General features: G+C 70.9%; 17 protein-coding genes and 2 pseudogenes. 5 read left to right on the top strand and 14 right to left on the bottom strand.

Going from position 1 to position 19,925, the window contains the following annotated elements; translation table 11 throughout:
• Positions 1-66 precede the first annotated feature (66 nt).
• From M2165_RS19155 to M2165_RS19110, 10 genes and pseudogenes are all read right to left on the bottom strand, one after another.
• Entirely contained in the window at positions 67-453 is a 387-nt protein-coding gene (locus tag M2165_RS19155) for a hypothetical protein (RefSeq protein WP_280816168.1), read from the bottom strand.
• A 77-nt stretch (positions 454-530) separates the two neighbouring features.
• A complete protein-coding gene (locus M2165_RS19150) occupies positions 531-1,205 on the bottom strand; it encodes a DsbA family oxidoreductase (protein WP_280816167.1) in 675 nt (224 codons plus the stop codon).
• Between the two features lie 46 nt (positions 1,206-1,251).
• Positions 1,252-2,661 carry an MFS transporter gene (locus M2165_RS19145; RefSeq protein ID WP_280816166.1) on the bottom strand — a complete coding sequence of 470 codons (1,410 nt, stop codon included), beginning with the start codon at positions 2,659-2,661 and terminating at the stop codon, positions 1,252-1,254.
• Positions 2,662-2,703: 42 nt separating this feature from the next.
• Positions 2,704-4,585, bottom strand: a pseudogene (locus M2165_RS19140) (TIM barrel protein).
• Positions 4,586-4,727: 142 nt separating this feature from the next.
• Entirely contained in the window at positions 4,728-5,492 is a 765-nt protein-coding gene (locus tag M2165_RS19135; protein WP_280816165.1) for an alpha/beta fold hydrolase, read from the bottom strand.
• Positions 5,489-6,724, bottom strand: a complete 1,236-nt coding sequence (locus tag M2165_RS19130) for a multidrug effflux MFS transporter (RefSeq protein WP_280816164.1) — start codon at positions 6,722-6,724, stop codon at positions 5,489-5,491. Before M2165_RS19130 ends, M2165_RS19135 begins: the two co-directional genes overlap by 4 nt.
• The gene (locus M2165_RS19125) at positions 6,721-7,149 is read right to left on the bottom strand and encodes a carboxymuconolactone decarboxylase family protein (RefSeq protein ID WP_280816163.1); all 429 of its coding nucleotides are present in this window, start codon (positions 7,147-7,149) and stop codon (positions 6,721-6,723) included. The genes M2165_RS19130 and M2165_RS19125 overlap by 4 nt, the downstream gene beginning before the upstream one ends.
• Positions 7,146-8,359, bottom strand: a pseudogene (gene pcaB, locus M2165_RS19120) (3-carboxy-cis,cis-muconate cycloisomerase). The gene M2165_RS19125 and the pseudogene pcaB overlap by 4 nt, the downstream one beginning before the upstream one ends.
• Positions 8,360-8,527: 168 nt before the next feature.
• Positions 8,528-9,361 (bottom strand): shikimate dehydrogenase, encoded by an 834-nt coding sequence (locus M2165_RS19115; protein WP_280816162.1) that lies wholly within the window; start codon positions 9,359-9,361, stop codon positions 8,528-8,530.
• Between the two features lie 37 nt (positions 9,362-9,398).
• The gene (locus M2165_RS19110) at positions 9,399-10,322 is read right to left on the bottom strand and encodes a shikimate dehydrogenase (protein WP_280816161.1); all 924 of its coding nucleotides are present in this window, start codon (positions 10,320-10,322) and stop codon (positions 9,399-9,401) included.
• A 150-nt stretch (positions 10,323-10,472) separates the two neighbouring features.
• Here M2165_RS19110 and M2165_RS19105 point away from each other — a divergent pair, with 150 nt between their 5' ends.
• From M2165_RS19105 to M2165_RS19085, 5 genes are all read left to right on the top strand, one after another.
• Complete coding sequence (locus M2165_RS19105; RefSeq protein WP_280816160.1) at positions 10,473-11,267, top strand: IclR family transcriptional regulator C-terminal domain-containing protein; 795 nt, start codon at positions 10,473-10,475, stop codon at positions 11,265-11,267.
• Between the two features lie 67 nt (positions 11,268-11,334).
• Complete coding sequence (locus tag M2165_RS19100; protein ID WP_280816159.1) at positions 11,335-12,354, top strand: tripartite tricarboxylate transporter substrate binding protein; 1,020 nt, start codon at positions 11,335-11,337, stop codon at positions 12,352-12,354.
• Positions 12,355-12,520: 166 nt separating this feature from the next.
• Positions 12,521-13,192 (top strand): response regulator, encoded by a 672-nt coding sequence (locus M2165_RS19095; RefSeq protein WP_280816158.1) that lies wholly within the window; start codon positions 12,521-12,523, stop codon positions 13,190-13,192.
• Between the two features lie 12 nt (positions 13,193-13,204).
• Positions 13,205-14,623: a sensor histidine kinase gene (locus tag M2165_RS19090; protein ID WP_280816157.1), complete on the top strand. Its 1,419-nt coding sequence runs from the start codon at positions 13,205-13,207 to the stop codon at positions 14,621-14,623.
• A gap of 22 nt (positions 14,624-14,645) precedes the next feature.
• Positions 14,646-15,665, top strand: a complete 1,020-nt coding sequence (locus M2165_RS19085) for a tripartite tricarboxylate transporter substrate-binding protein (protein WP_280816156.1) — start codon at positions 14,646-14,648, stop codon at positions 15,663-15,665.
• A 3-nt stretch (positions 15,666-15,668) separates the two neighbouring features.
• On the opposite strand, the gene M2165_RS19080 is transcribed toward M2165_RS19085, so the two are convergent.
• The 4 genes from M2165_RS19080 to M2165_RS19065 all read right to left on the bottom strand — a co-directional run bounded on the left by M2165_RS19080 (position 15,669) and on the right by M2165_RS19065 (position 19,893).
• Positions 15,669-16,673: a hypothetical protein gene (locus M2165_RS19080; protein ID WP_280816155.1), complete on the bottom strand. Its 1,005-nt coding sequence runs from the start codon at positions 16,671-16,673 to the stop codon at positions 15,669-15,671.
• Between the two features lie 238 nt (positions 16,674-16,911).
• The gene (locus M2165_RS19075; protein WP_280816154.1) at positions 16,912-18,141 is read right to left on the bottom strand and encodes an ROK family transcriptional regulator; all 1,230 of its coding nucleotides are present in this window, start codon (positions 18,139-18,141) and stop codon (positions 16,912-16,914) included.
• A complete protein-coding gene (locus tag M2165_RS19070) occupies positions 18,134-18,931 on the bottom strand; it encodes an ATP-binding cassette domain-containing protein (protein WP_280816153.1) in 798 nt (265 codons plus the stop codon). Before M2165_RS19070 ends, M2165_RS19075 begins: the two co-directional genes overlap by 8 nt.
• Positions 18,931-19,893 (bottom strand): ABC transporter permease, encoded by a 963-nt coding sequence (locus M2165_RS19065; RefSeq protein WP_280816152.1) that lies wholly within the window; start codon positions 19,891-19,893, stop codon positions 18,931-18,933. Before M2165_RS19065 ends, M2165_RS19070 begins: the two co-directional genes overlap by 1 nt.
• Positions 19,894-19,925: the final 32 nt, after the last annotated feature.

Below are 19,925 nucleotides of genomic sequence, written 5' to 3'. Positions count from 1 at the left end.
CGGGCGTCGATCGCGGGCGGCTTCGGGACGGCAGGCGGCGCGGCAGTCCTCGCCACCTCGTCGTCCTCAGTCCCCGGCGAGGCGCTTGTACGCCGCCTGGAGCCAGCCGAGGTTCGAGAACTCCGTGGTCACAGTGTCGCGACGGAACGAACTGCTGTCGAAGCGCGAATAGCCGGTCATCGGGTTGTCGATGGCCGGGCGAACCGGCACGACATAGGTGCGAACCTTTCCGTCGAAGCTGTACCGCGCGTTGTTGCGCGGAAGCGGCTTCAGCACCGAGTCCTCCGCCAGGGTGCTGGCGAGATGCTGCCGGATGGTTTCTGCGCCGACGCCGTCGCCCGCGCTTGCCGCCTGGTGCGCGAGTTCGCCCGCACTGACCGAAGCCGCGGCCGACAGCAGCGCACCGACGCAGAGGGCGAACGCCGTGCGGCCGAACTGGGAACTCAAATCCATCGGGAACTCCTTTGCCGGGATGGCACTACGGAAGCCGAGGTTATAGCCGATCTGTGACGCGACCCGGCCACTCCGCCTCAGGCCGAAACGACCCCGCTCGGCTGCGCCCCCGCAATCTGCCGCAGCGCGCGCTCGAACACCTCGACCGGCTGGCCGCCCGAGATCAGGTGGTGGTCGTTGATGATGATCGCAGGCACCGAGTGGATGCCCGCGTCGGTGTACATGCGCTCGCGTTCGCGGGTCTCCTGCGCGAACTCGTCGCTGGCGAGGATCTCGCGCGCCCGCGCGGCGTCGAGCCCGACCTCGCCGGCCAGGCGCACCAGCACCGCGTGATCGGAAGGATTCTCGCGGTCGGTGAAGAAGGCCTTGAGCAGCCGCTTCTTGAGCGCCAGCTGCCTGCCCGCATCTTCGAGCCCGGCCCAGTGCAGCAGCCGGTGCGCATCGAAGGTGTTGTAGACGCGCGGACGGCCTTCGGGATGGAACTCGAAGCCCACCTCGGCGCCGCGCGCGCGGATCATCTCGCGCGACTGTTCCTGCTGCTCGCGCGTGGAACCGTACTTCTGGTTCAGGTGCTCGAAGGTGTCCTGGCCCTCGGGGGGCATCTGCGGATTGAGCTCGAAGGGCTGGAAATGCAGTTCGGCCGTGACGTCGGGCGCCACGCGCCGGAGCGCGGCTTCCAGCGAGCCGAGGCCCACGGCGCACCAGGGGCAGGCCACGTCGGAGACGAAGTCGATCTTGAGATGGGAGGTCATGCCGCCATTCTTCATCACGCCGCCGGCCTTGGTGCGCGCAGGGGATTCAGGCCGCGGCGCGTGCCATGCGCGCATCCGTCAGCGTCTGTTCGCGCAGGCGGTCGTACTCGGCCTTGTCGACCGGCACCGCGTCCGGCTTGCCCAGGTCGTTCATGTGCACGCGGTAGGTTTCGCGTGCGCTCATGGCCGCGAGCGCCGCGAGCACGGTGATCGCGAAGGTGATCGCGCCCACGGTCAGCCAGATGTTGTTCGCGCCGGGAGGCGCCACGGCCGCGAACAGCGCCGGCAGCAGGGCCGTGACGGTGGTGCCGAGGTTCTGCGAGACCGCCATGGCCGAGACCCGGCTGCGGGTGCGGAACAGTTCCGGATAGAAGCTCGGGAAGGTCGCGTTGTAGCCCTGGTAGACCACGCCCCACATCAGCAGTGACATGCAGATCGCGAGCGGCACGTTCTTGATGCTGATGGCATACAGGTAGACGAACGACAGCAGCCCCGAGGCCAGCGCGCCGACGATGATCGGCGGCTTGCGGCCGATGCGGTCCGAGAGGTTGCCCACGAACGGGATCACCAGCACCGCCACGATGTTGCCGAGCACCGGAATCCACAGGTACACGTCCTTCTGGAAGCCGATGCCGTAGGCGGCCTGCACCGCGTAGGCGCCGCCGAACACGGTGGCCACCACGGGGATCACGTTCATCAGCGCCATGCAGATCACGCGCAGCATGTCGCGCCAGCTGTCGGTGAAGGCCTGGATGATCGGCGCACGGGGCACCTCGCCCTTCTTGTCGACCTCGGCGAAGGCCGGCGTCTCGTCGACCTCGCGGCGGATGATGTAGCCCGCGACGATCACCAGGAAGCTCAGCAGGAACGGAATGCGCCAGCCCCACGAGTTGAAGGCCTCCTCGGGCATGTAGTGCGCGAGCGGCAGGAACACGGCCGCGGCCATGATCTGGCCGGCCTGCACGCCCTGCAGCGTGAAGCTCGCGAAGAAGCCGCGCCGGCCGAAGGGCGCGTGCTCGAGGATCATCGAGCTCGCGCCCGAGATCTCGCCCGCCACCGCGAAGCCCTGGATCAGCCGCATCAGCACCAGCAGCGCAGGCGCCAGCAGGCCGACCTGGTCGTAGGTCGGCAGCAGCCCGACGGCCACGGTCGAGAAGCCCATCAGGAACATGCACAGCACCAGCACCTGCTTGCGCCCGTGCGTGTCGCCCCAGTGGCCGAGCACGAAGGCGCCGATGGGCCGCGCGATGTAGCCCACGCCGTAGGTCGCGAGCGAGGCGATGATGGCCGTCTTCGGATCGCCCTTGGGAAAGAAGATCTGCGGAAAGATCAGCGCCGCCGCGGTGGCGTAGATGAAGAAGTCGTAGTACTCGAGCGCCGAGCCGATCCAGCCGCTCGCGGCGGCCTTCTTCGACTGGTGCCGGCCTTGGGGCTCGTGGGCCATGGGGTTTGCCATGCGTGTCTCCGGGTTGAGGAAAGAAAAACGGAAAGAAGGAAATCAGTCCTGCGCCTGCGAGGCCATGCGCGCGGGGGCATTGAGCGCGCCGTAGGCGTCGTAGCCCGCGGTGCGCTGCGCGAGTTCGAAGAAGAGCCCGCCGTCGAGGCTCTCGGTGTAGATGTGCAGGTAGTCGCCGGCCGGCGAGCGATCGAAGAGCACGCCGGCGTCGCGCATGCGCGCGAGCAGCGCGGGGTCGAGTTCGATGCGCGTGCCGAGGTCGTCGTAGTAGTTGTCCGAGATCGGCACGAAGCGCGTGCCGCGCGCACGCAGCTGCGCCACGGTGTCGAAGATGTCCGCGCAGGCCAGCGCGATGTGGTGCACCGCGCCGCCGCCCGTGCGGCTCAAGGTGCGCGCGGTGCGCGTGCGCTGGCTCAGCGAGACGTTGAGCACCAGCCGCACGCTGCGGTCGGCATTGGCGACGCCGCGGCTGCGGATCAGTCCGAAGGGATCGGCCAGCTCCAGGCTCTCGCCAGGCGAGAGGCCGAGCACCGCGCGCGTGAACAGCACCCAGGTGTCGAGCTGGTCGAGCGCGAGGCCGAGCGCCACGTGGTCGATGCGCACGAGGCCGGCGCCGCGAACCTCTGCCGCATCGTCGCGCACGAAGTCGGCTTCGTAGAGGCCGTCCGCCCCGAGCGACTCGGCGACGAAGTGAATCAGGTTGCCGCCCGGCGCCACGATCGCGGGCACCCGCAGTTCGCCCGGTCCCACGGGGCTGTCGTGGCGCTGCGAGCACATCGCGGTGGCGCGGTCGACGGCCGCCTGCGGATCGGCGCAGCGCACGCCGAGCGCGCAGACCGAAGTCCCATGCGCCTCGAAGCGGCCGCGCGCGAACGAGTCGGGCTCGGCATTGACCAGCAGGTTGATCTCGCCCTGGCGGTACAGCGCCACGGCCTTGGAGCGGTGCCGGCCGATGCGGCGGAAGCCGAGCTGCTCGAACAGCGTGCCCAGCGTCGCGGCGGCGGCCTCGTCGGCCGCGAATTCGATGAACGACAGGCCCGAGAGCGCAGGCGCCGGCGGCGGCGCGAACAGAGCGACGGCGGGCGTCGGTTCGACGGCCGCGGGCCGCGAGCCGGCGCCGCGCCTCGCTCTCGAGGTACAGCAGCGAGCGCATCGCATCCACCGCGGTGCGGCGGTTCGGCGTCTCGCGGAACAGGTCGTTGAAGATCTCGAGCGACAGCGGCCCGGCATAGCCCGCGCGCAGCACCTGCTCGAAGAAGCCGATCACCTCGAGCTCGCCCTGGCCCGGAAACGAACGGTGGTGGCGCGCCCACTGCAGCACGTCCATCGAGAGCAGCGGCGCATCGGCCATCTGCAGGAAGAAGATCTTCTCGCCCGGGATGCGCGCGATGCTCGCGGGATCGTCCTTCAGCGATAGCGTGTGGAAGCTGTCGAGGATCAGCCCGAGCGCGGGATGATCGGCCTGGCGCACGATCTCCCAGGCCTGGCCGTAACGCGAAGTGAAGCGACCCCAGGCCAGCGCCTCGAAGCCCACGCGCAGCCCCCGGCGCGCGGCGCGCTCGGCGAGTTCGTGCAGCTGCGCGGCCGCCAGCGCCGGGTCGTCGACGGCGAGCGGCGAGGTGTTCGAGCAGCACAGCATCAGCGGCGCGCCCATCGCCGCCATCAGATCGAACTTGCGCTCGGCGCGATCCAGGCTGCGGCGGAACTGCGCCTCGGGCATCGCCTCGAAGTCGCGGAACGGCTGGTAGAGGTCGATCGAAAGGCCCAGGTCCGCGGCAATGCGGCGCAGCTCGGCGGCCGAACCCCTGAAATTGACGAAGTCGCTCTCGAACAGCTCGATGCCCTGGAAACCCGCGGCCGCGACGGCCTCGAGCTTCTGGCGAAGCGTGCCGCTGAGGGAGACGGTGGCGATGGCGCGGTGCATGGGACGTGACTGTAGGAACAGCCTGCGCCCGCTACAACGCTTCGCATGCATGTAGCGTTCGATGATCGAACGCAAACGTGCACTGTTCGGACGTAATAGGGGTTAGACCTAGGCGTGGGCCGGGTGGCCCGAAGCCGTTTCCTCAAAGGCTGCGCCAGTAATCGATCAGCAGCTGACTGAACTCCACCGGCCGCTCCACCGCGCTCAGGTGCGCCGCGTCGATGGTCGCGAGCCGTGCACCAGGAATCGCCGCCGCGATGGCTTCGGACATCGCGAGCGGCGTGGCCTCGTCCTGCACGCCCGCGATCACCAGCGTGGGCACGGCGATGCGGCGGTTGCTGTCGCGGAAATCGATCGCCGCCACCGCCTGGCAGGCCTCGATGTAGCCCTGCGGACCGGTGCGCACCAGCACCTCGTGGAGCGCCTGGGCCGCGGCCTTGCCCTCGCCGGTCGTCACGTAGCCGGGCGTGAGCCAGCGTGCCACCGCGCCCTGCGCGATGGCCGCCACGCCCTGCGAGGCGACGGTCTCGACGCGCGCGCGCCATGGCGAGCGGTCGGGGTAGTGGGCCGACGAGTTCGCGATCACGATGCTGCGCAACAGCTCGGGATGCCGCACCGCGAGCGCCTGGGCGGTCATGCCGCCCATCGACAGGCCGACGAAGTGCACCGGCTCGCCGCCGGCCTCGCGCCGGATCAGCTCGGCCGCGTCCTGCGCCAGCGTTTCCACGTGCAGCGCGCCCGGCACGACTTCGGAGCCGCCATGGTTGCGGTGGTCGTAGCGGATCACGGTGTGGCCGCGCGCGAGCTGCTCGGCCACGCCGTCCCACATGTGCAGGTCGCAGCCGAGCGCATGGCTCAGCACGACGAAGGGACCGCTGCCTTCGCGGACGACGTTCAAACGGGTCATGGTGTTTCCTTCCTGGTCGGATGGGGTGGTTGGTGGAGGCGCGGCAGCCACAGGAACGCGATGGCCAGCAGCACGCCGCCCGCGAGCAGCATCGGCACGACCATCGGCCACGCGCCGTTCGAATAGCCCGTGTCGACGAACTGTGCCGCGATCTGGCCGACGCCGAAAGCCACCATCATCATGCCGAAACCCGACCACGAGACGGCGCGGCCGGCAAGATGCGGCAGGTCGCCCACGGCGCCGGCCTGGCCGCAGGGCTGGTGGATGCCATGGCCCAGGCAGTAGACCGCATGGCCCGCGAGCAGCGGCAGCGCGCTCTGCGGCGCGAGCCAGCAGCCCAGCGCCTGGATCGCCGCGCCCGCGATGCTCAGCATGGCGCCGAGCTGCACGGTGCGCACCGGTCCGTGGCGGCGCAGCAGGCGCCGGCACATGGTGGTGCTGAAGATGTAGACCAGCGAGCCGCCCGCGGGAATCCAGCCGTACCACGCGGGCGACCAGCCGAGGTAGCCGATGTAGACCATCGGCGAGAGCAGCAGGAAGCAGAACAGCCCGCCGTAGGTGGCCGCGGCCACCGAAGCCCAGGCGCGGAAGCTGCGGCTCGCGAACACCGCGCGCGTGCTGCCGCGCTGCGTCGCGGGCGCGCCTTCGGCGAGCGGCTGCCGCGTTTCGCCGAAGGCGCGCCAGCACAGCGCGAACAGCACCAGCGCATAGAGCGCCATCAGCCCCATCACCCAGCGCCAGCCCGCGCCCTGCACCAGCCATGCGCCGACGAGCGGCGCGAGCAGCCCCACCACGCCCAGGCCCGTGAGCCCGCGCGCCATCACGTGCGGCCCTTCGTGCGCGGGATAGAGGTCGCGCACCGCGGCGCGCGCGCAGACCAGGATGGCGGCCATCGAGAAGCCCTGCAGCGTGCGGCAGGCCGCGAGCATCGCCACGCTGTGCGCAAAGGCGCCGCCGAGCGCCGCGACCACGTAGCAGGCCAGCCCCGCGAGCAGCACCGGCCGGCGGCCGAAGCGGTCGGCCAGCGGCCCGCAGAGCAGCTGCGCGCAGCCGAAGGCCAGCACGAACAGCGTGAGGCTGGTGCTGGCCGAGCCGAGCTCGTTCGCGATCGCGGGCAGCGCCGGCAGGTAGCTGTCGGTCGCCACCGGCTGGGCCGCGAGCAGCAGGGGCAGCAGCAGCGTGAAGCCGGGCCGAAAAAGGCGGCCGCCGCCCCCGGGGCGCGGCGCGCTCACTGCGCCGCCGCTGGCGGCAGCAGGCCCTTTTCGCGCAGGATGCCGGTGGCGATGCCGAAGGCATGGTTGGCCACCGGCACGCCGCAGTAGATGGCGGCCATCATGATGACTTCCTTGATGTCATCGGGCGTGAGGCGCGATTCGGGCGGGCCGTCGAGCGCGGCGCGCACGTGCATCGCGAACTCCTCGTAGGCATGGATGCCGAGCATCATCGACAGCACCATGAAGCGGCGCGTCTTGTCGCCGAGCGCGGGCCGGCCCCAGATGTCGTTCCACGCATGGCGCGTGATGAGTTCCTGGAACTCGGCGTTGAAGGCGTTGCGGTTCGCGAGCGAGCGGTCGACCCAGGCATCGCCGAGCACGCGGCGGCGGTTGACGAGGCCGGCTTCGTAGTCGGCGGAGCCCGGTTGTTCGGGTGCGGTCATGCAGAGAGTTCCTTGTCTGAGAGTTGGGCCTGGAGCGCCTCGGCTTCGGCGCGCGCGGTCTGCCCGGCCCCGGCGGCGAGCGCCGGATCGAACCATTCGTCGGCGGCGCTGCGCGGCAGCTCGGCGCGCAGCCGGTCGATGTTGGCGCGCATGCGCGCGGCGTCCACCTGCAGGCCCGGCAATGCGGCCGCCATCGCACGCACGCTGCCGTGCGCCGACATCAAGAGCTGCGGCCATTCGGCCAGCTCCGCCTGCCAGGCGCCGAGGGCGCGCTCGTGCTGCTGCGGCATCGCGCCGAGCAAGGCGGCCACGCGCTGCGGCGCGCGGTGCGCGGCGGCGATCGCGACCATCGAGGCCACCGGGTTGCGCTTGTGCGGCATCGCCGACGAGCCGCCGCGGCCGGGCTCGCTGGGCTCGGTGACTTCGCCGACCTCGTACTGCCCGAGCAGCGCGATGTCGACCGCGATCTTGCCCAGGCTGCCGGTGAGGAGGCCGAGTTCGCAGCCGAGCGCCACCCATTCGTCGCGCTGCGTGTGCCAGGTCGCGCCAGGATCGCCGAGCTTGAGTTCGGCGGCCATGCGCCTGCGCACCGCCGCGCCCTGCCCCTTCATCTGCGCCAGCGTGCCGACCGCGCCGCCCAGCTGCAGCTGCAGCGCATGGCTCGCCGCCGCACGCAGGCGGACGCGGCTGCGCACCAGCGGCGCCGCCCAGCCCGCGCACTTGAAGCCGAAGCTGGTGACCGAGGCCGGCTGCATCAGCGTGCGCGCGAGCATCGGCGTCTCGGCATGCTGCACCGCGAGCCGCAGCAGCGCGCCGGCCGCCTTGGCGAGGTCGGCCTCGACCAGCGCCACCGCTTCGCGCGTGACCAGCGCCATCGCGCTGTCGATCACGTCCTGGCTGGTGCTGCCGAAATGCACGAAGGGCGCGGCCTCGGCGTTGAACAGGCCCACCGCCTCGCGCAGCGCCTTGACGAGCGGAATCGCGACGCTGCCGGCGCGCCCGCTCTCGCGCACGATCTTGGCGACATCGAACAGCTCGACCTTGCAGCTGCCGACGATGGAATGCGCCGCGCTCTCGGGGATCAACCCCTCGGCGGCCTGGGCGCGCGAGAGCGCGCGGCCTCGAAGCGCAGCATCGCGTCGACGAAGGCGCGGTCGCTGAAGGCGCCGAGCGTCTCGGACGTGGAAAGAAAACCTTCGAAGATGCTCATGGTTGGAAGCGACGGTTAAGGCGAATACGGGATCGGACAGCCGAACGCAGAAGGAATACAAAAATCACGCAGAAGCCGCAAAAGAAACCGGAATCATTTTTTTGGATTTACTTCTGCGACTTCTGCGAGACCTTTGCGACTTCTGCGTCCGGCTGCCCGTATTTCATGTCAGTAGCTCAGCCGCGCCACCGCCCGCAGCTCGTCCGGCGAGGCGGTGCCGAAGCCGAAGAACTCGAGGTACGCCGGGATCATCTCGAACAGCATGTCGGTGCCGACCTGCACCGCGCAGCCCTTGGCCTTCGCGGCCTGCAGCAGCGGCGTGTATTCGGTCTTCATCACGACCTCGCCGACGAAGGTACCGGGGTCGATCCGGTCCACGTCGAAGGGCAGCGGGTCGTCGTCCTTCATGCCGAGCGGCGTCGCATTGACGATCACGTCGAAGCCCGCCGGGTCCTTCGCGCCGGTGGCGACCTTCATCTGCGGATGGTGTTCGCGCAGCCGCGCGGCGAGCGCCTCGGCCGAGGCCGGGTTGGCATCGAAGAGCATCAGCTCCGCCGCGCCGGCCGCGGCGATCGAAGCCGCGATGGCCGAACCCACGCCGCCTGCGCCCGAGACCAGCACGCGCGTGCCCTTGAACAGGCGCCCCTTGCGCTCCACGCCGCGCACGAAGCCGGCGCCGTCGAACTGGTCGCCCAGCAGCGTGCCGTCGGGCCGCCTGAGGATCGCGTTGCAGGCGCCCGCGATGCGCGCCGTGGGCGTGACCTCGTCCACCAGCGCCATGGTCGTGACCTTGTGCGGCATGGTGACGAGCGCGCCGCGCAGGTTCGAGAAGCGGAAGATCTGCGCGAGCGAGGCCGCGTAGTCCTCGGGCTTCACGCCCATCGGCACCACCATCGCGTCGATGCCCTGCTTCTCGAACCAGGGGTTGTAGATCATCGGCGCCTTGAAGGCCTCGGTCGGATAGCCCAGGTGGGCGATGAGGGTGGTCTTGCCGGAAAGCATGAAGGTGGTCGTCGGTTCTCGGAGAAAAAGAAGGGCGTCAGGCGACGTTGGCCGAGCGGTAGCGCAGCGGATGGGCGATCTCGTCGCGCATCGCGCTCGGATAGATGATCTCGCGCAGGAAGTCCGCATCGGCCTGCATGGCCGCGGCCGCGTCGAGGTGGCCGAAGTAGCGGAAGTAGTGCGGCATCTGCTGGATCAGCATCTCGAAGCCCGCCTGCGCATTGAGCCCGCGCGCGCGCGCCGCCTGCACCAGCGGCGTGGGCTGGTTGCGCAGCAGGATGTCGAACAGCGCCGCATGGCTGTCCATGCGCGACACGTCGAGCGGCAGCGCATCGCCCTCGACCAGCCCGAGCGGCGTGGCGTTGATCACGAGGTCGTAGCCCTCGGGCGCGTTGCTCTCGACCGCGGTCACGCTGGCGTCGAAGAAGGCGTCGAGCTTGGCCGCCACGCCGGCGGCCCGGCCGGCCGAGGTGTCGTAGAAGGCGATGTGCTCGGCGCCGTCGACGGTGCCGCCTTCGGCCAGCGCCACCCCGATGGCCGCGGCGCTCACGCCCGCGCCGAGGATCAGCACGCGCTTGCCGCGGAACGGGATGTTGTAGTGATCGAGCGCGCCGATCAGGCCCTCGCCGTCGAACAGGTCGCCCTCGAGTTCGTTGTTCTCGATGCGGCGCACCACGTTGACCGAGCCCGCCACGCGGCCGAAGAGGCCGCAGCCGTCGAGCAGGTCGACCGCCATCGGCTTGTGCGGCGGCGCGATCACCATGCCGAGCACGTTGCGCGCGAGGAAGGCGGCCTTGAAGAACACCGCGAAGTCGCGCAGCGGCACCTGCACCGGCACCAGCACCGCATCGATGCCGAAGCGCTCGAAGGCCGCGTTGAACATGCGCGGCAGCCGCACGTTGCGCACCGGATCGCCAGGGATCAGGTAGGCCTGGGTGCTGCCGTTGATGGAGTGGCTCATGGGCTTGCTTCCGTTCGTCAATCGCCCTATGGACGGGCCGATGCAGGGCTTTATAGTCCCATCGCGCCGACCGCGCAGCCGCCAAGCCGCCCAAACGTTCGATAATCGATCTCGATTAATCGACGATCGATCAAACCTAGGGTTAACACCATGGCAAAACCACCCGCGGACGACGCACCCCCCCCCGCCGGCCTTGACAAGCGCGACTGGATCGCAGGCCTGGAACGCGGCGTGAGCATCATCGAGGCCTTCGACGACGCGCACCCCCGCCTGACCGCCAGCCAAGCCGGCGAGCGCACCGGCATGACCCGCACCGCCGCGCGGCGCTACCTGCTGACGCTGCAGCACATGGGCTACGTCGCGAGCGACGGCAAGCTGTTCTGGCTCACGCCGCGCGTGCTGCGGCTGGGCCAGTCGTACCTCGAGTCGGCGCGGCTGCCGCGCGTGGTGCAGCCCTTCCTGCAGCGCGTGGCGGCCGGCACCAACGAGATCGCCTACCTCAGCGTGATGGACGGCGACGAGGTGGTCTACATCGCGCGCAACGGCCCCAACCGCAGCATGAGCACCGGCTACGTGCTCGGCGCGCGCGTGCCGGCGCAGGTCACGGCCTCCGGCATGCTGATGCTCGCGCTGCGCAGCGAGGCCGAGATCGCCGACTGGCTCGCGACCCGGCAGCTCACGGTCTTCACCTCGCACACCATCGCGAGCATGGAGCGCATGAAGCTCGAGCTCGCGCGCATCCGGGCCCAGGGCTGGGCGCTGTCGGAGCAGCAGCTCGACCTCAACTCGCGCGGTATCGCGGTGCCGCTGCGCGACCGGCACGGCACGCTCGTGGGTGCGCTCAACATCACGATGCCGATGGGCCACGAAAGCTCCGAAGATGCCGTGGCGCGCGTGCTGCCGGTGCTGCGCGAAACGGCGCAGGCGATGCGCAACCTGATCTGACAGCATTCCGACAGCATCGCGCGCGCACGATGCCGGCTTCTCGAACACCAAGACGGAGACGCTCGCCATGCCCCACCCCTTCACCGACCACCTCTTCCACGATGCCTCGCCCACGCGCCGCCGCTGGCTGCAGCAGGGCTCGGCGCTCGCGCTCGGCGGCCTGCTGCCCCCGCTGGCCTCGGCCCAGGCCGCGTGGCCCAGCAAGTCGGTGCGCTTCGTCGTGCCCTTCGCGCCCGGCGGCAGCTCGGAGATCGTGGCGCGCTCGACCGCCGCCGAACTCTCGCGCACGCTGGGCCAGAGCGTGTTCGTCGACAACAAGCCCGGCGCGGCCGGCAACATCGCGATGAGCGAGGTGGCGCGTGCGAACGACCAGCACACGCTGATCCTCGGCCACATCGGCACGCTGGCCGTCAATCCCTACATCTTCCCGAAGCTGCCCTACGACCCGAACAAGGACTTCAAGCCGGTGAGCCTGCTCGCGAAGGTGCCGAGCCTGTACGTGGTGCATCCCGACGTGCCGGCGCAGAACCTCAAGGAGTTCATCGCCTATGCCAAGTCGAAGCCGGGCAAGCTCAGCTACGGCTCGGCGGGCAACGGCAGCGCGGGGCACCTGGCCTTCGAGTACCTGAAGATGACGGCCGGCGTGTTCATGCTGCACGTGCCCTACCGCGGCACCGGGCCGATGGTGACCGACCTGCTCTCGGGCCGGCTCGACGCCTCGGCCATCGGCGCGGCGGCGATCATCCCCTTCATCAAGGCCGGCAAGGTGCGCTGCATCGCCACCGGCTCGGCCAGGCGCCTGGCGCAGCTGCCCGACGTGCCGACGGTGGCCGAGCAGGGCTTCCCGGGCTTCGAGATGACGCAGTGGTACGGCATGCTCGCGCCCGCGAGCATCGAGCCCGCGCACCTCGCGAAGCTCTCGACCGAGACGATGAAGGCCGTGAAGTCGCCCGACGCGATGCAGCGGCTGACGGCCGACGCCGCCGAGGCCGTGGGCGGCACGCCCGAGCAGTTCGCGCAGTTCATCGCGGCCGAGCAGGCGCGCTGGCAGAAGGTCATCGCCAGGGCCAACATCAAGCCGGATTGAAGGCGGGAACGGGCAGCCGAACGCAGAAGAAATACAAAAGTCGCGCAGAAGTCGCAGAAGGAATCCCAAAAGATCTTTCGATCCTGCTTCTGCGTCTTCTGCGAACTCTTCGCGACTTCTGCGTTCGGCTGTCCGATCCCGCCTTCCGGCCCTAGGATCACCCCCCATGCGCATCCTGCTGGTCGAAGACGAACACACCCTGGGCACCTGGCTCAGCAAGGCGCTCGAGCATGCGGGCATCCAGGTCGAATGGGTCGACGACGGCCGGCTGGCCGACCGGGCGCTGCAGCAGCGCGAGCACGATGCGCTGGTGCTCGACCTGGGCCTGCCGGGCATGGACGGGCACACGGTGCTGCAGCGGCTGCGCGAGCGCGACCAGCGGCTGCCGGCGCTGATCCTCACCGCGCGCGATTCGCTCGGCGAGCGCGTGGCCTCGCTCAACGAAGGCGCCGACGACTTCCTCGCCAAGCCCTTCGCGCTGGCCGAGCTCGAGGCGCGGCTGCATGCGCTGGTGCGGCGCGCGCGCGGCGTGGAGCATCCGCGGCTGGCCTGCGGGCCGCTGGCCTACGACGGCGCGCGGCGGCAGTTCGTGCTGCAGGGCGAGGCGCTGCCGCTCTCGCCGCGCGAGGCGGCGGTGCTGCGCGTGCTGCTGCAGCGCAGCGGCGAGCCGCTGTCGAAGCAGCAGATCCTGGAGCGCGTGTTCTCCGACGACGACGACGTGCATCCCGAGGCGGTCGAGGTCTTCGTCTACCGGCTGCGCAAGCGGCTCGACGGCACGGGCGTGCGCATCGTCACGCTGCGCGGCCTGGGCTACATGCTCGAGGCGGAAGCGGGTTGAGAAGCTGAGCGCATGCGCACCCTCCGCGCCCTCGCCGACCGGCTGCGCCGCGCGAGCCTGCTGCAGCGGCTCGCGCTGCTGCTGTTTCCGGCGCTGCTGGCCGTGACCGGACTCGAACTGTGGATGACGCGGCACGACGCGCTCGCGGCGGCCAACGCCGCCTACGACCGCTCGCTGCTCGGTGCGCTCAAGTCCATCGATGCCAACATCTCGACCGCCTCGGGCGGCCTCTCGGTCGAGCTGCCGTATGCGATGTTCGAGTTCTTCGAGCTCACCGCGAGCGGCCAGGTGTTCTTTCGCGTCGCGAGCTCCGACGGGCTGGTCGAGCTCGGCAGCGCCGACCTGCCCGCGCCGCCCGGCGAACTCGCGCTCGGCGTGCCGACCTTCTACGACGCCAGCTACTTCGGCGAGGCGGTGCGGCTCGCAGCCTACCGGCGCGACCTCGACCGCACGCCGGCGGGCAGCACCGGCCGCAGCGTGCTGGTCCAGGTCGGCGAGAGCACGCGGTCGCGCGAGGCCTTCACCGCGCGCTTCGTGCGCAGCGCGGCGCTGCGCGATGCGCTGGTGCTGGCGCTGCTGCTGTGCGGCACCGCGCTGGCGCTCGCGGCGGCGCTGCGGCCGCTGTCGCGGCTCGCGCGCGAGGTGCGGCAGCGCGCGAGCGACGACCTCCGGCACATCCCCGAAGCGGGGCTGCCCGCCGAGGTGCGCCCGCTGGTGGAGGCGGTCAACCAGCAGATGGCACGCACGCAGGAACTGGTGGCGCAGCAGCGCGAGTTCCTCGACGATGCCTCGCACCAGCTGCGCACGCACCTGACCACGCTGCAGATGCAGGCCGACTACGCCAGGCGCGCCGACGACCCGGCGCAGGTGCGCGCCGCCCTCGATGCGCTGGGCGCCGAGATCGGCCGCGCCACGCGCAGTGCGCAGCAGCTGCTCGCGCTGGGACGCAGCGACACCGTGGCTTTCGCGCCCGCGGCCTTCGAACTCGATGCCCTGCTGCGCGAAGTCGCGCTGGACCTGCTGCCGCTCGCGCGCGCCAAGCGCATCGACCTCGGCCTCCAGGCGGGCGTGCCCGGGCTCGTCGCAGTCGCGGACCGGGCGCTGCTGCGCGAAGCGCTCGGCAACCTGGTCGCGAACGCCATCGCCTACACGCCGGCCGAGGGCACGGTCACCTTGTTCGCGACCGGCGACGCCGCCGGCTGGAGCCTGCACGTGGAAGACGATGGTCCGGGCCTGGCCGAGGAGGAGCGCGCGGTGCTGGGCCAGCGCTTCCGCCGCGGCGCGCGCGCCGGCAAGGGCGGCTTCGGCCTCGGGCTCGCGATCGCGCGCTCGATCGCCGAGCGGCACCATGGCGAGCTCCGGCTGGAGGCGCGCGCCGCCGGCCCCGGGCTCCATGCGATCATCCGCTGGCCGCGGCCGGCCGCCGGCTGAGCGGCTTCGGCGCCACTTCCCCATGAAGCCCACCTTCGCCAATCGACGCCAGGCGCTGCGCACGCTCGCCGCGCTGCTCGTGCCCGGTGCGGCGCAGATCGCCGCGGCGCAGGGTGGCGATCCCGCGGCCGGCCCGGCCGACTGCGTGATTCCCGCCAAGCCCGGTGGCGGCTTCGACCTCACCTGCGCGCTCGCGCGCGATGCGCTGCAGGCGGTGCGCCCGATGCGGCCGCCGCTGGCGCAGCGCTACCTGCCGGGCGGCATCGGCGCGGTCGCCTTCGACCGCGTCGCCACCGGCCGGCTCGGCGGACCGTCCACCCTGGTGGCGTTCTCCAGCGGCTCGCTGCTCAACCTCGCGCAGGGCCGCTTCGGCCCGCATACGCCCACGGCCGTGCGCTGGATCGCCACGCTTGGCACCGACTACGGCGTGATCGCGGTGCACCGCGATTCGCCGCTGCGCCGGCTGCAGGACCTGCTCGCGGCGCTGCGGCAGGACGGTTCCCGGCTGGTCTTCGGCGCCGGCGGCACCGTGGGCAGCCAGGACTGGGTCAAGGCCGCGCTGCTGGTGCGCGCGGCCGGGCGCGACCACCGCGCCATGCGCTTCGTCTCGTTCGAAGGCGGCGGCGATGCATTGACCGCGCTGCAGGGCCGGCATGTGGATGTCTTCCCGGGCGATGCGGCCGAGGCGCAGCAGGCCATCGCCGGCGGCGCGGCGGTGCGCCTGCTCGCGGTGCTGTCCGAGACGCGGCTCGGCGGGGCCCTGAGCGGCGTGCCGACCGCGCGCGAGCAAGGTGTGGACATCGTCTGGCCCACCGTGCGCGGGCTGTACCTGAGCGCGAACGTTCCCGATGCGGCCGTCGAGGCCTGGCGCGCCGCGCTGGCCGAGGCCACGGCCGCGCCGGGCTATGCGGCGCTGCGCGAGCGGCACGGCCTGCATCCGTTCGCGCTCACGGGCGCCGCGCTCGAAAGCTACGTGCAGGCGCGCATCGAGGCCTATCGCCGGCTGGCCGACGAACTGGGACTGCGGCGCTGGAAGCCCTGAAGCCTAGGCTTCGACGCGCGCATCCGGCCCGGCCACGCGGTAGTGCGACCACGAGCCCGACGGCCACTCGAAGTCGGCGATCCCGGCATCGAGCGCCTGGGCGAAGAGCGCCTGCGCCTCTGGCGGTACCTCGCCTTCGAAGCGCTCGGCATCATGGATCGCGAAGCCGCGCGGATCGCTCGCGGACCGGAAGGGGAATGCGACGGTGAGCGCGAGCGGCGCATCGCCATGGCAGCGCAGTTCGACGAGCACCGCATCGCTCGCCCGCCCCGAAGGCAGCATCACGTGCGCATGGTGTGCGAAGGCCGCGTAGGGATGGTTCTGCGCCGCGTCGGCCAGCGCATCGCGGCCCTGCCGCAGCGCGCTGCCGCTGCCGTCGTCGGGCAGCGGCACGAAGGTCGTGCACTCGCCGCGCGCATCCGGCAGCAACACCGTGGGCGGGAAGGCCTCGCCCCACGAGAGAAGGTACAGCGCATGCGAGGCCAGCAACCCGGCGCAGCGTGCGCCGGCGGCCCAGACGAAGGGGCCGGCATGGTCGAGTTGCGCCGCGGCCTCCGCGAGGTAGTCGGTGCAATCGGGCACGGCCCCGCCGCCAAACAGTTTTTCCTCGATCCAGCCGAGCGGCAGCAGCGCCACGCCGGCGTCGCCAGCGATGGCGACGATGCGCGACATCGACGCCTGCGGCAGCCGCGCTTCGGTCCCGAGCACCTGCTGCGCCGCCGCCGCGTCGTGCCAGTCGAAGCGCGCGCCCGAGCGCTTCGCGACATAGGCGACCAGGTAGTACGCGAGCAGCGCGCAGAAGTTGCGCGCGCCCGGCATGGCGAGGAAGGCATCGCGCTGCGGACTCAGCCGCGCGCGTATCTCGTCGAGCAGCAGGTTCACGCGCTGCAGGCTCGCGGGTGTGTAGTCGAGTTGTGCCTGTCGCAGCGCCTTGGGGAAGGTCCAGCCGCCGTCGGGCTCGGCGCCGCGCATGTAGCAGTCCAGGAAATGATGTGCCGTCTCGTTCATGCTTGCTCGCCCCTTGGTTCCGTCGCAGAAGTGCTCGGGGGTCGCCACGCCCCCTTGCTGCAGGCGCAATATGCGTGCCGATGCGCCGTGCCGTTCGCCCGGCGCAAAAAATAGCCAGCAAGTATTCAAAAAGCCGCGCGACCCGGCACGCTCGCAACCGGACGTTCCGCCACGTTACGACCGCACGTGATGCAACACCCCCGTTACACGCACGGGGGCCTGCGCACAATCCACAGGCTCAGGCGGCCTTCAGGAACACATCCGGATCGGGCGCGAAGTTGGCATGCAGCGGCAGCATCGCGCCGCCGAGCGCGCTGGCCTGGGCACCGACGCGGCCGCCGTGCAGCTGGGGCGGCCACAGTCCCTCCCAGTTGCAGCGCCCGAGCGCGGCGCGGGTCTGGTCGAGCAGCGCCTGCAGCAGCGCGCGCGACATGGAGCCGTCCATCACCACGTCGGCCAGGTCGAGCACCGCGGTGCTGCTCACGATGGCGTGCGCGAGCGCCAGCGAGGCGGAGCCGAGCCATGCCTGCGTGGCGGGCGCGAACGGCGGCTGCAGCGCGCGGTCGTCGTAGGCGGCGGTGGGATCGAGCCCTTCGCGCTGCAGGCGCTGCTCGAGCTCCCACAGCGAGGCCTCGGCCATGACCTGCGGCGGCATCGCCGAGCCTTGCCGGGCCGGCACCGACTGCATCGGCAGCGACGCCAGCGCGCCCGCGTTGCCGTGCGCGCCGGTGTGCAGGTGCGAGTTGATGACCAGCCCGCCGCCGACGAAGGTGTCGACGAAGATGTAGAGGAAGCTCTTCAAATCGTGCCCACGCCCGCCGACGAGCTCGGCCACGCAGGCCGCCACCGTGTCGCGCGCGAAGCTCACGGGCACGGCCGTGCGCGCACGCACTTCGGCGGCCAGGTCCATCTGGTTCCAGCGGTCGGCCTGCGCCTTGGAGAGGCCGAGCGTGCGGTGCCAGCCGCCGAGCTGGAACGGCGCCGCCAAGCCCACGCCGACGTTGCGCGCGGCCAGCGGGCCGAGGCCTTCGCGCAGCCGCTCGATGTGCTGCGCGATCGCGGGCAGCAGCGCCTCGGCGTCCGGAAAGTCGTAGCTGATCGCATGGCGCTCGCGCACCTGCGCGGCGAAGTCGATCAGCAGCCATTCGGCGCCGCGCCGCCCGACCTTGATGCCGATCGCGAAGGCGCCGTCGGGGTTGAGCGCCAGCGGCACCGAGGGCTGGCCGATGCGGCCGCGCACGCGGCTCTGCTTGACGATGAGCCCGTCTTCCTCGAGCCGCGCGGTGATGAGCCCGATGGTCTGTGCGCTCAGCCCCGTGAAGCGCGCGAGCTCGGCCTTGGGCAGGCTGGCGTGAACGCGCAGCGCCTGCAGCACCACGCGCTCGTTGAACTGGCGCATGCCGACCTGGTTGGAGCCGCGCGGGCGCAGCAGATCGGGCGCGCGCACGGCCGCTTCGGCATCAGGCATGGGCCTCCGCGGGGAGCTGGTCGGGGTTCATCGCGCCGGTCATCACCGCCACGGTGTCGCTCATGCTGATCTTCTTCGGATCGAGCACGGCCGCGCGCTTGCCGAGGCGCGCCACGTGGATGCGATCGGCCACCTCGAACACGTGCGGCATGTTGTGGCTGATGAGCACCACCGGCAGCCCGCGCTCGCGCACGCGGCGGATCAGCTCGAGCACCATGTTGCCCTCCTTCACGCCGAGTGCGGCCGTGGGCTCGTCCATGATGACCACGTGGCGCGCGAAGGCCGCGCTGCGCGCCACCGCCACGCACTGGCGCTGGCCGCCCGAGAGCGTCTCGACCGCCTGCGTCATCGACTGGATGCCCACCTTCAGGTCGGCCATGCGCGCGGCGCTCTCGGCGAGCATCTTCTTCTTGTCGAGCATGCGCAGCACGCGGCCCATGAAGCCGGGCCGGCGCAGCTCGCGCCCGAGGAAGAGGTTCTCGTAGATGGTCATCGCGGGCGCGACCGCGAGGTCCTGGTACACCGTCTCGATGCCCGCACGGCGCGCGTCGAGCGGATTGCGGAAATGCACCGGCGCCCCGTCGAGCAGGATCTCTCCCTCGTCGGGCACCAGCGCACCCGACAGTGCCTTGATCAGCGAGGACTTGCCCGCGCCGTTGTCGCCGATCACCGCGAGGATCTCGCCCTCGCGCAGTTCGAAGTCGACGCCATTGAGCGCCGTGACCTGGCCGTAGCGCTTCACCAGGCCCTTCGCCTGCATCACGACCTTGGAGTTGGCAACGGCGTTCATCAGCGGGCCCCCTTGCGCGAGAGTTGGTCGGCCGTGACGGCGAGGATCACGAGCACGCCCGTCACCAGCACCTGGTAGATCGACGACACGCCCATCAGCGTGAGCCCGTTGCGGAACACGCCCACGATCAGCACGCCGATCAGCGAGCCCAGCACGATGCCGCGGCCGCCGAACAGGCTGGTGCCGCCGAGCACCACCGCCGTGATCGCGTCGAGGTTCTCGGTCTGGCCCGCGTTCGGGTCGCCCACGCCGGTGCGCGCCACCGACAGCAGCGAGGCGATGCCGTAGAGCACGCCCGCCGCCACGTACACGCCCAGCAGCACGCGCTGCGTGGGAATGCCCACCAGCCGCGTCGCTTCGGCGTTGTTGCCGACCGCATAGATGTGGCGGCCCGCCGCGGTTTCGCGCAGCACGAACCAGGCGAGCAGGTACAGCACGAGCATCAGCACCGCGCCCCAGGCGACCGCGGTGCTGCCGATGGAGAACGTGGTGCCCAGGCCCGTGAGGCCCGCGGGCAGGTCGGTGATGGTCTGCGAGGACGAGTACAGCTGCGTGATCGCGAACGCGATGTTCAGCGTGCCCAGCGTCACGATGAAGGGCGGCAGCTTGATGCGCGTGACCAGCAGGCCGTTGACCAGGCCGAACAGCGTGGTCACGGCCACGCCGCAGAGGATGGCCACCGGCACCGGCAACCCGAGTTCGGTGGCGAACTTGCTCATCACGATGCCGCCGAGCGCCATCACCATGCCGCACGACAGGTCGATGCCTGCCGTGAGGATGATCAGCGTCTGGCCGATCGCGATCACGCCGACCACCATCACCTGCTGCAGGATCAGCGAGAGGTTCTCGCCCGTGAGGAAGCGGTCGGACTGGGTCGCGAAGAAGATGCAGGCGCCTAGCAGGGCCAGCCAGGGCCCGAGCGCGTGCCAGGGGATGCGGTGGGTCGCGGATGAATTCGCCATCGGATGTGCTCCCTGCGTGCCTCGACGGCCTT

Source organism: Variovorax sp. TBS-050B (assembly GCF_029893635.1).
In the GTDB taxonomy this organism is placed as follows: Bacteria; Pseudomonadota; Gammaproteobacteria; order Burkholderiales; family Burkholderiaceae_C; genus Variovorax.
Note: the sequence above shows the minus strand (reverse complement) of the source record. Positions and strands in the feature narration are given on the sequence as shown.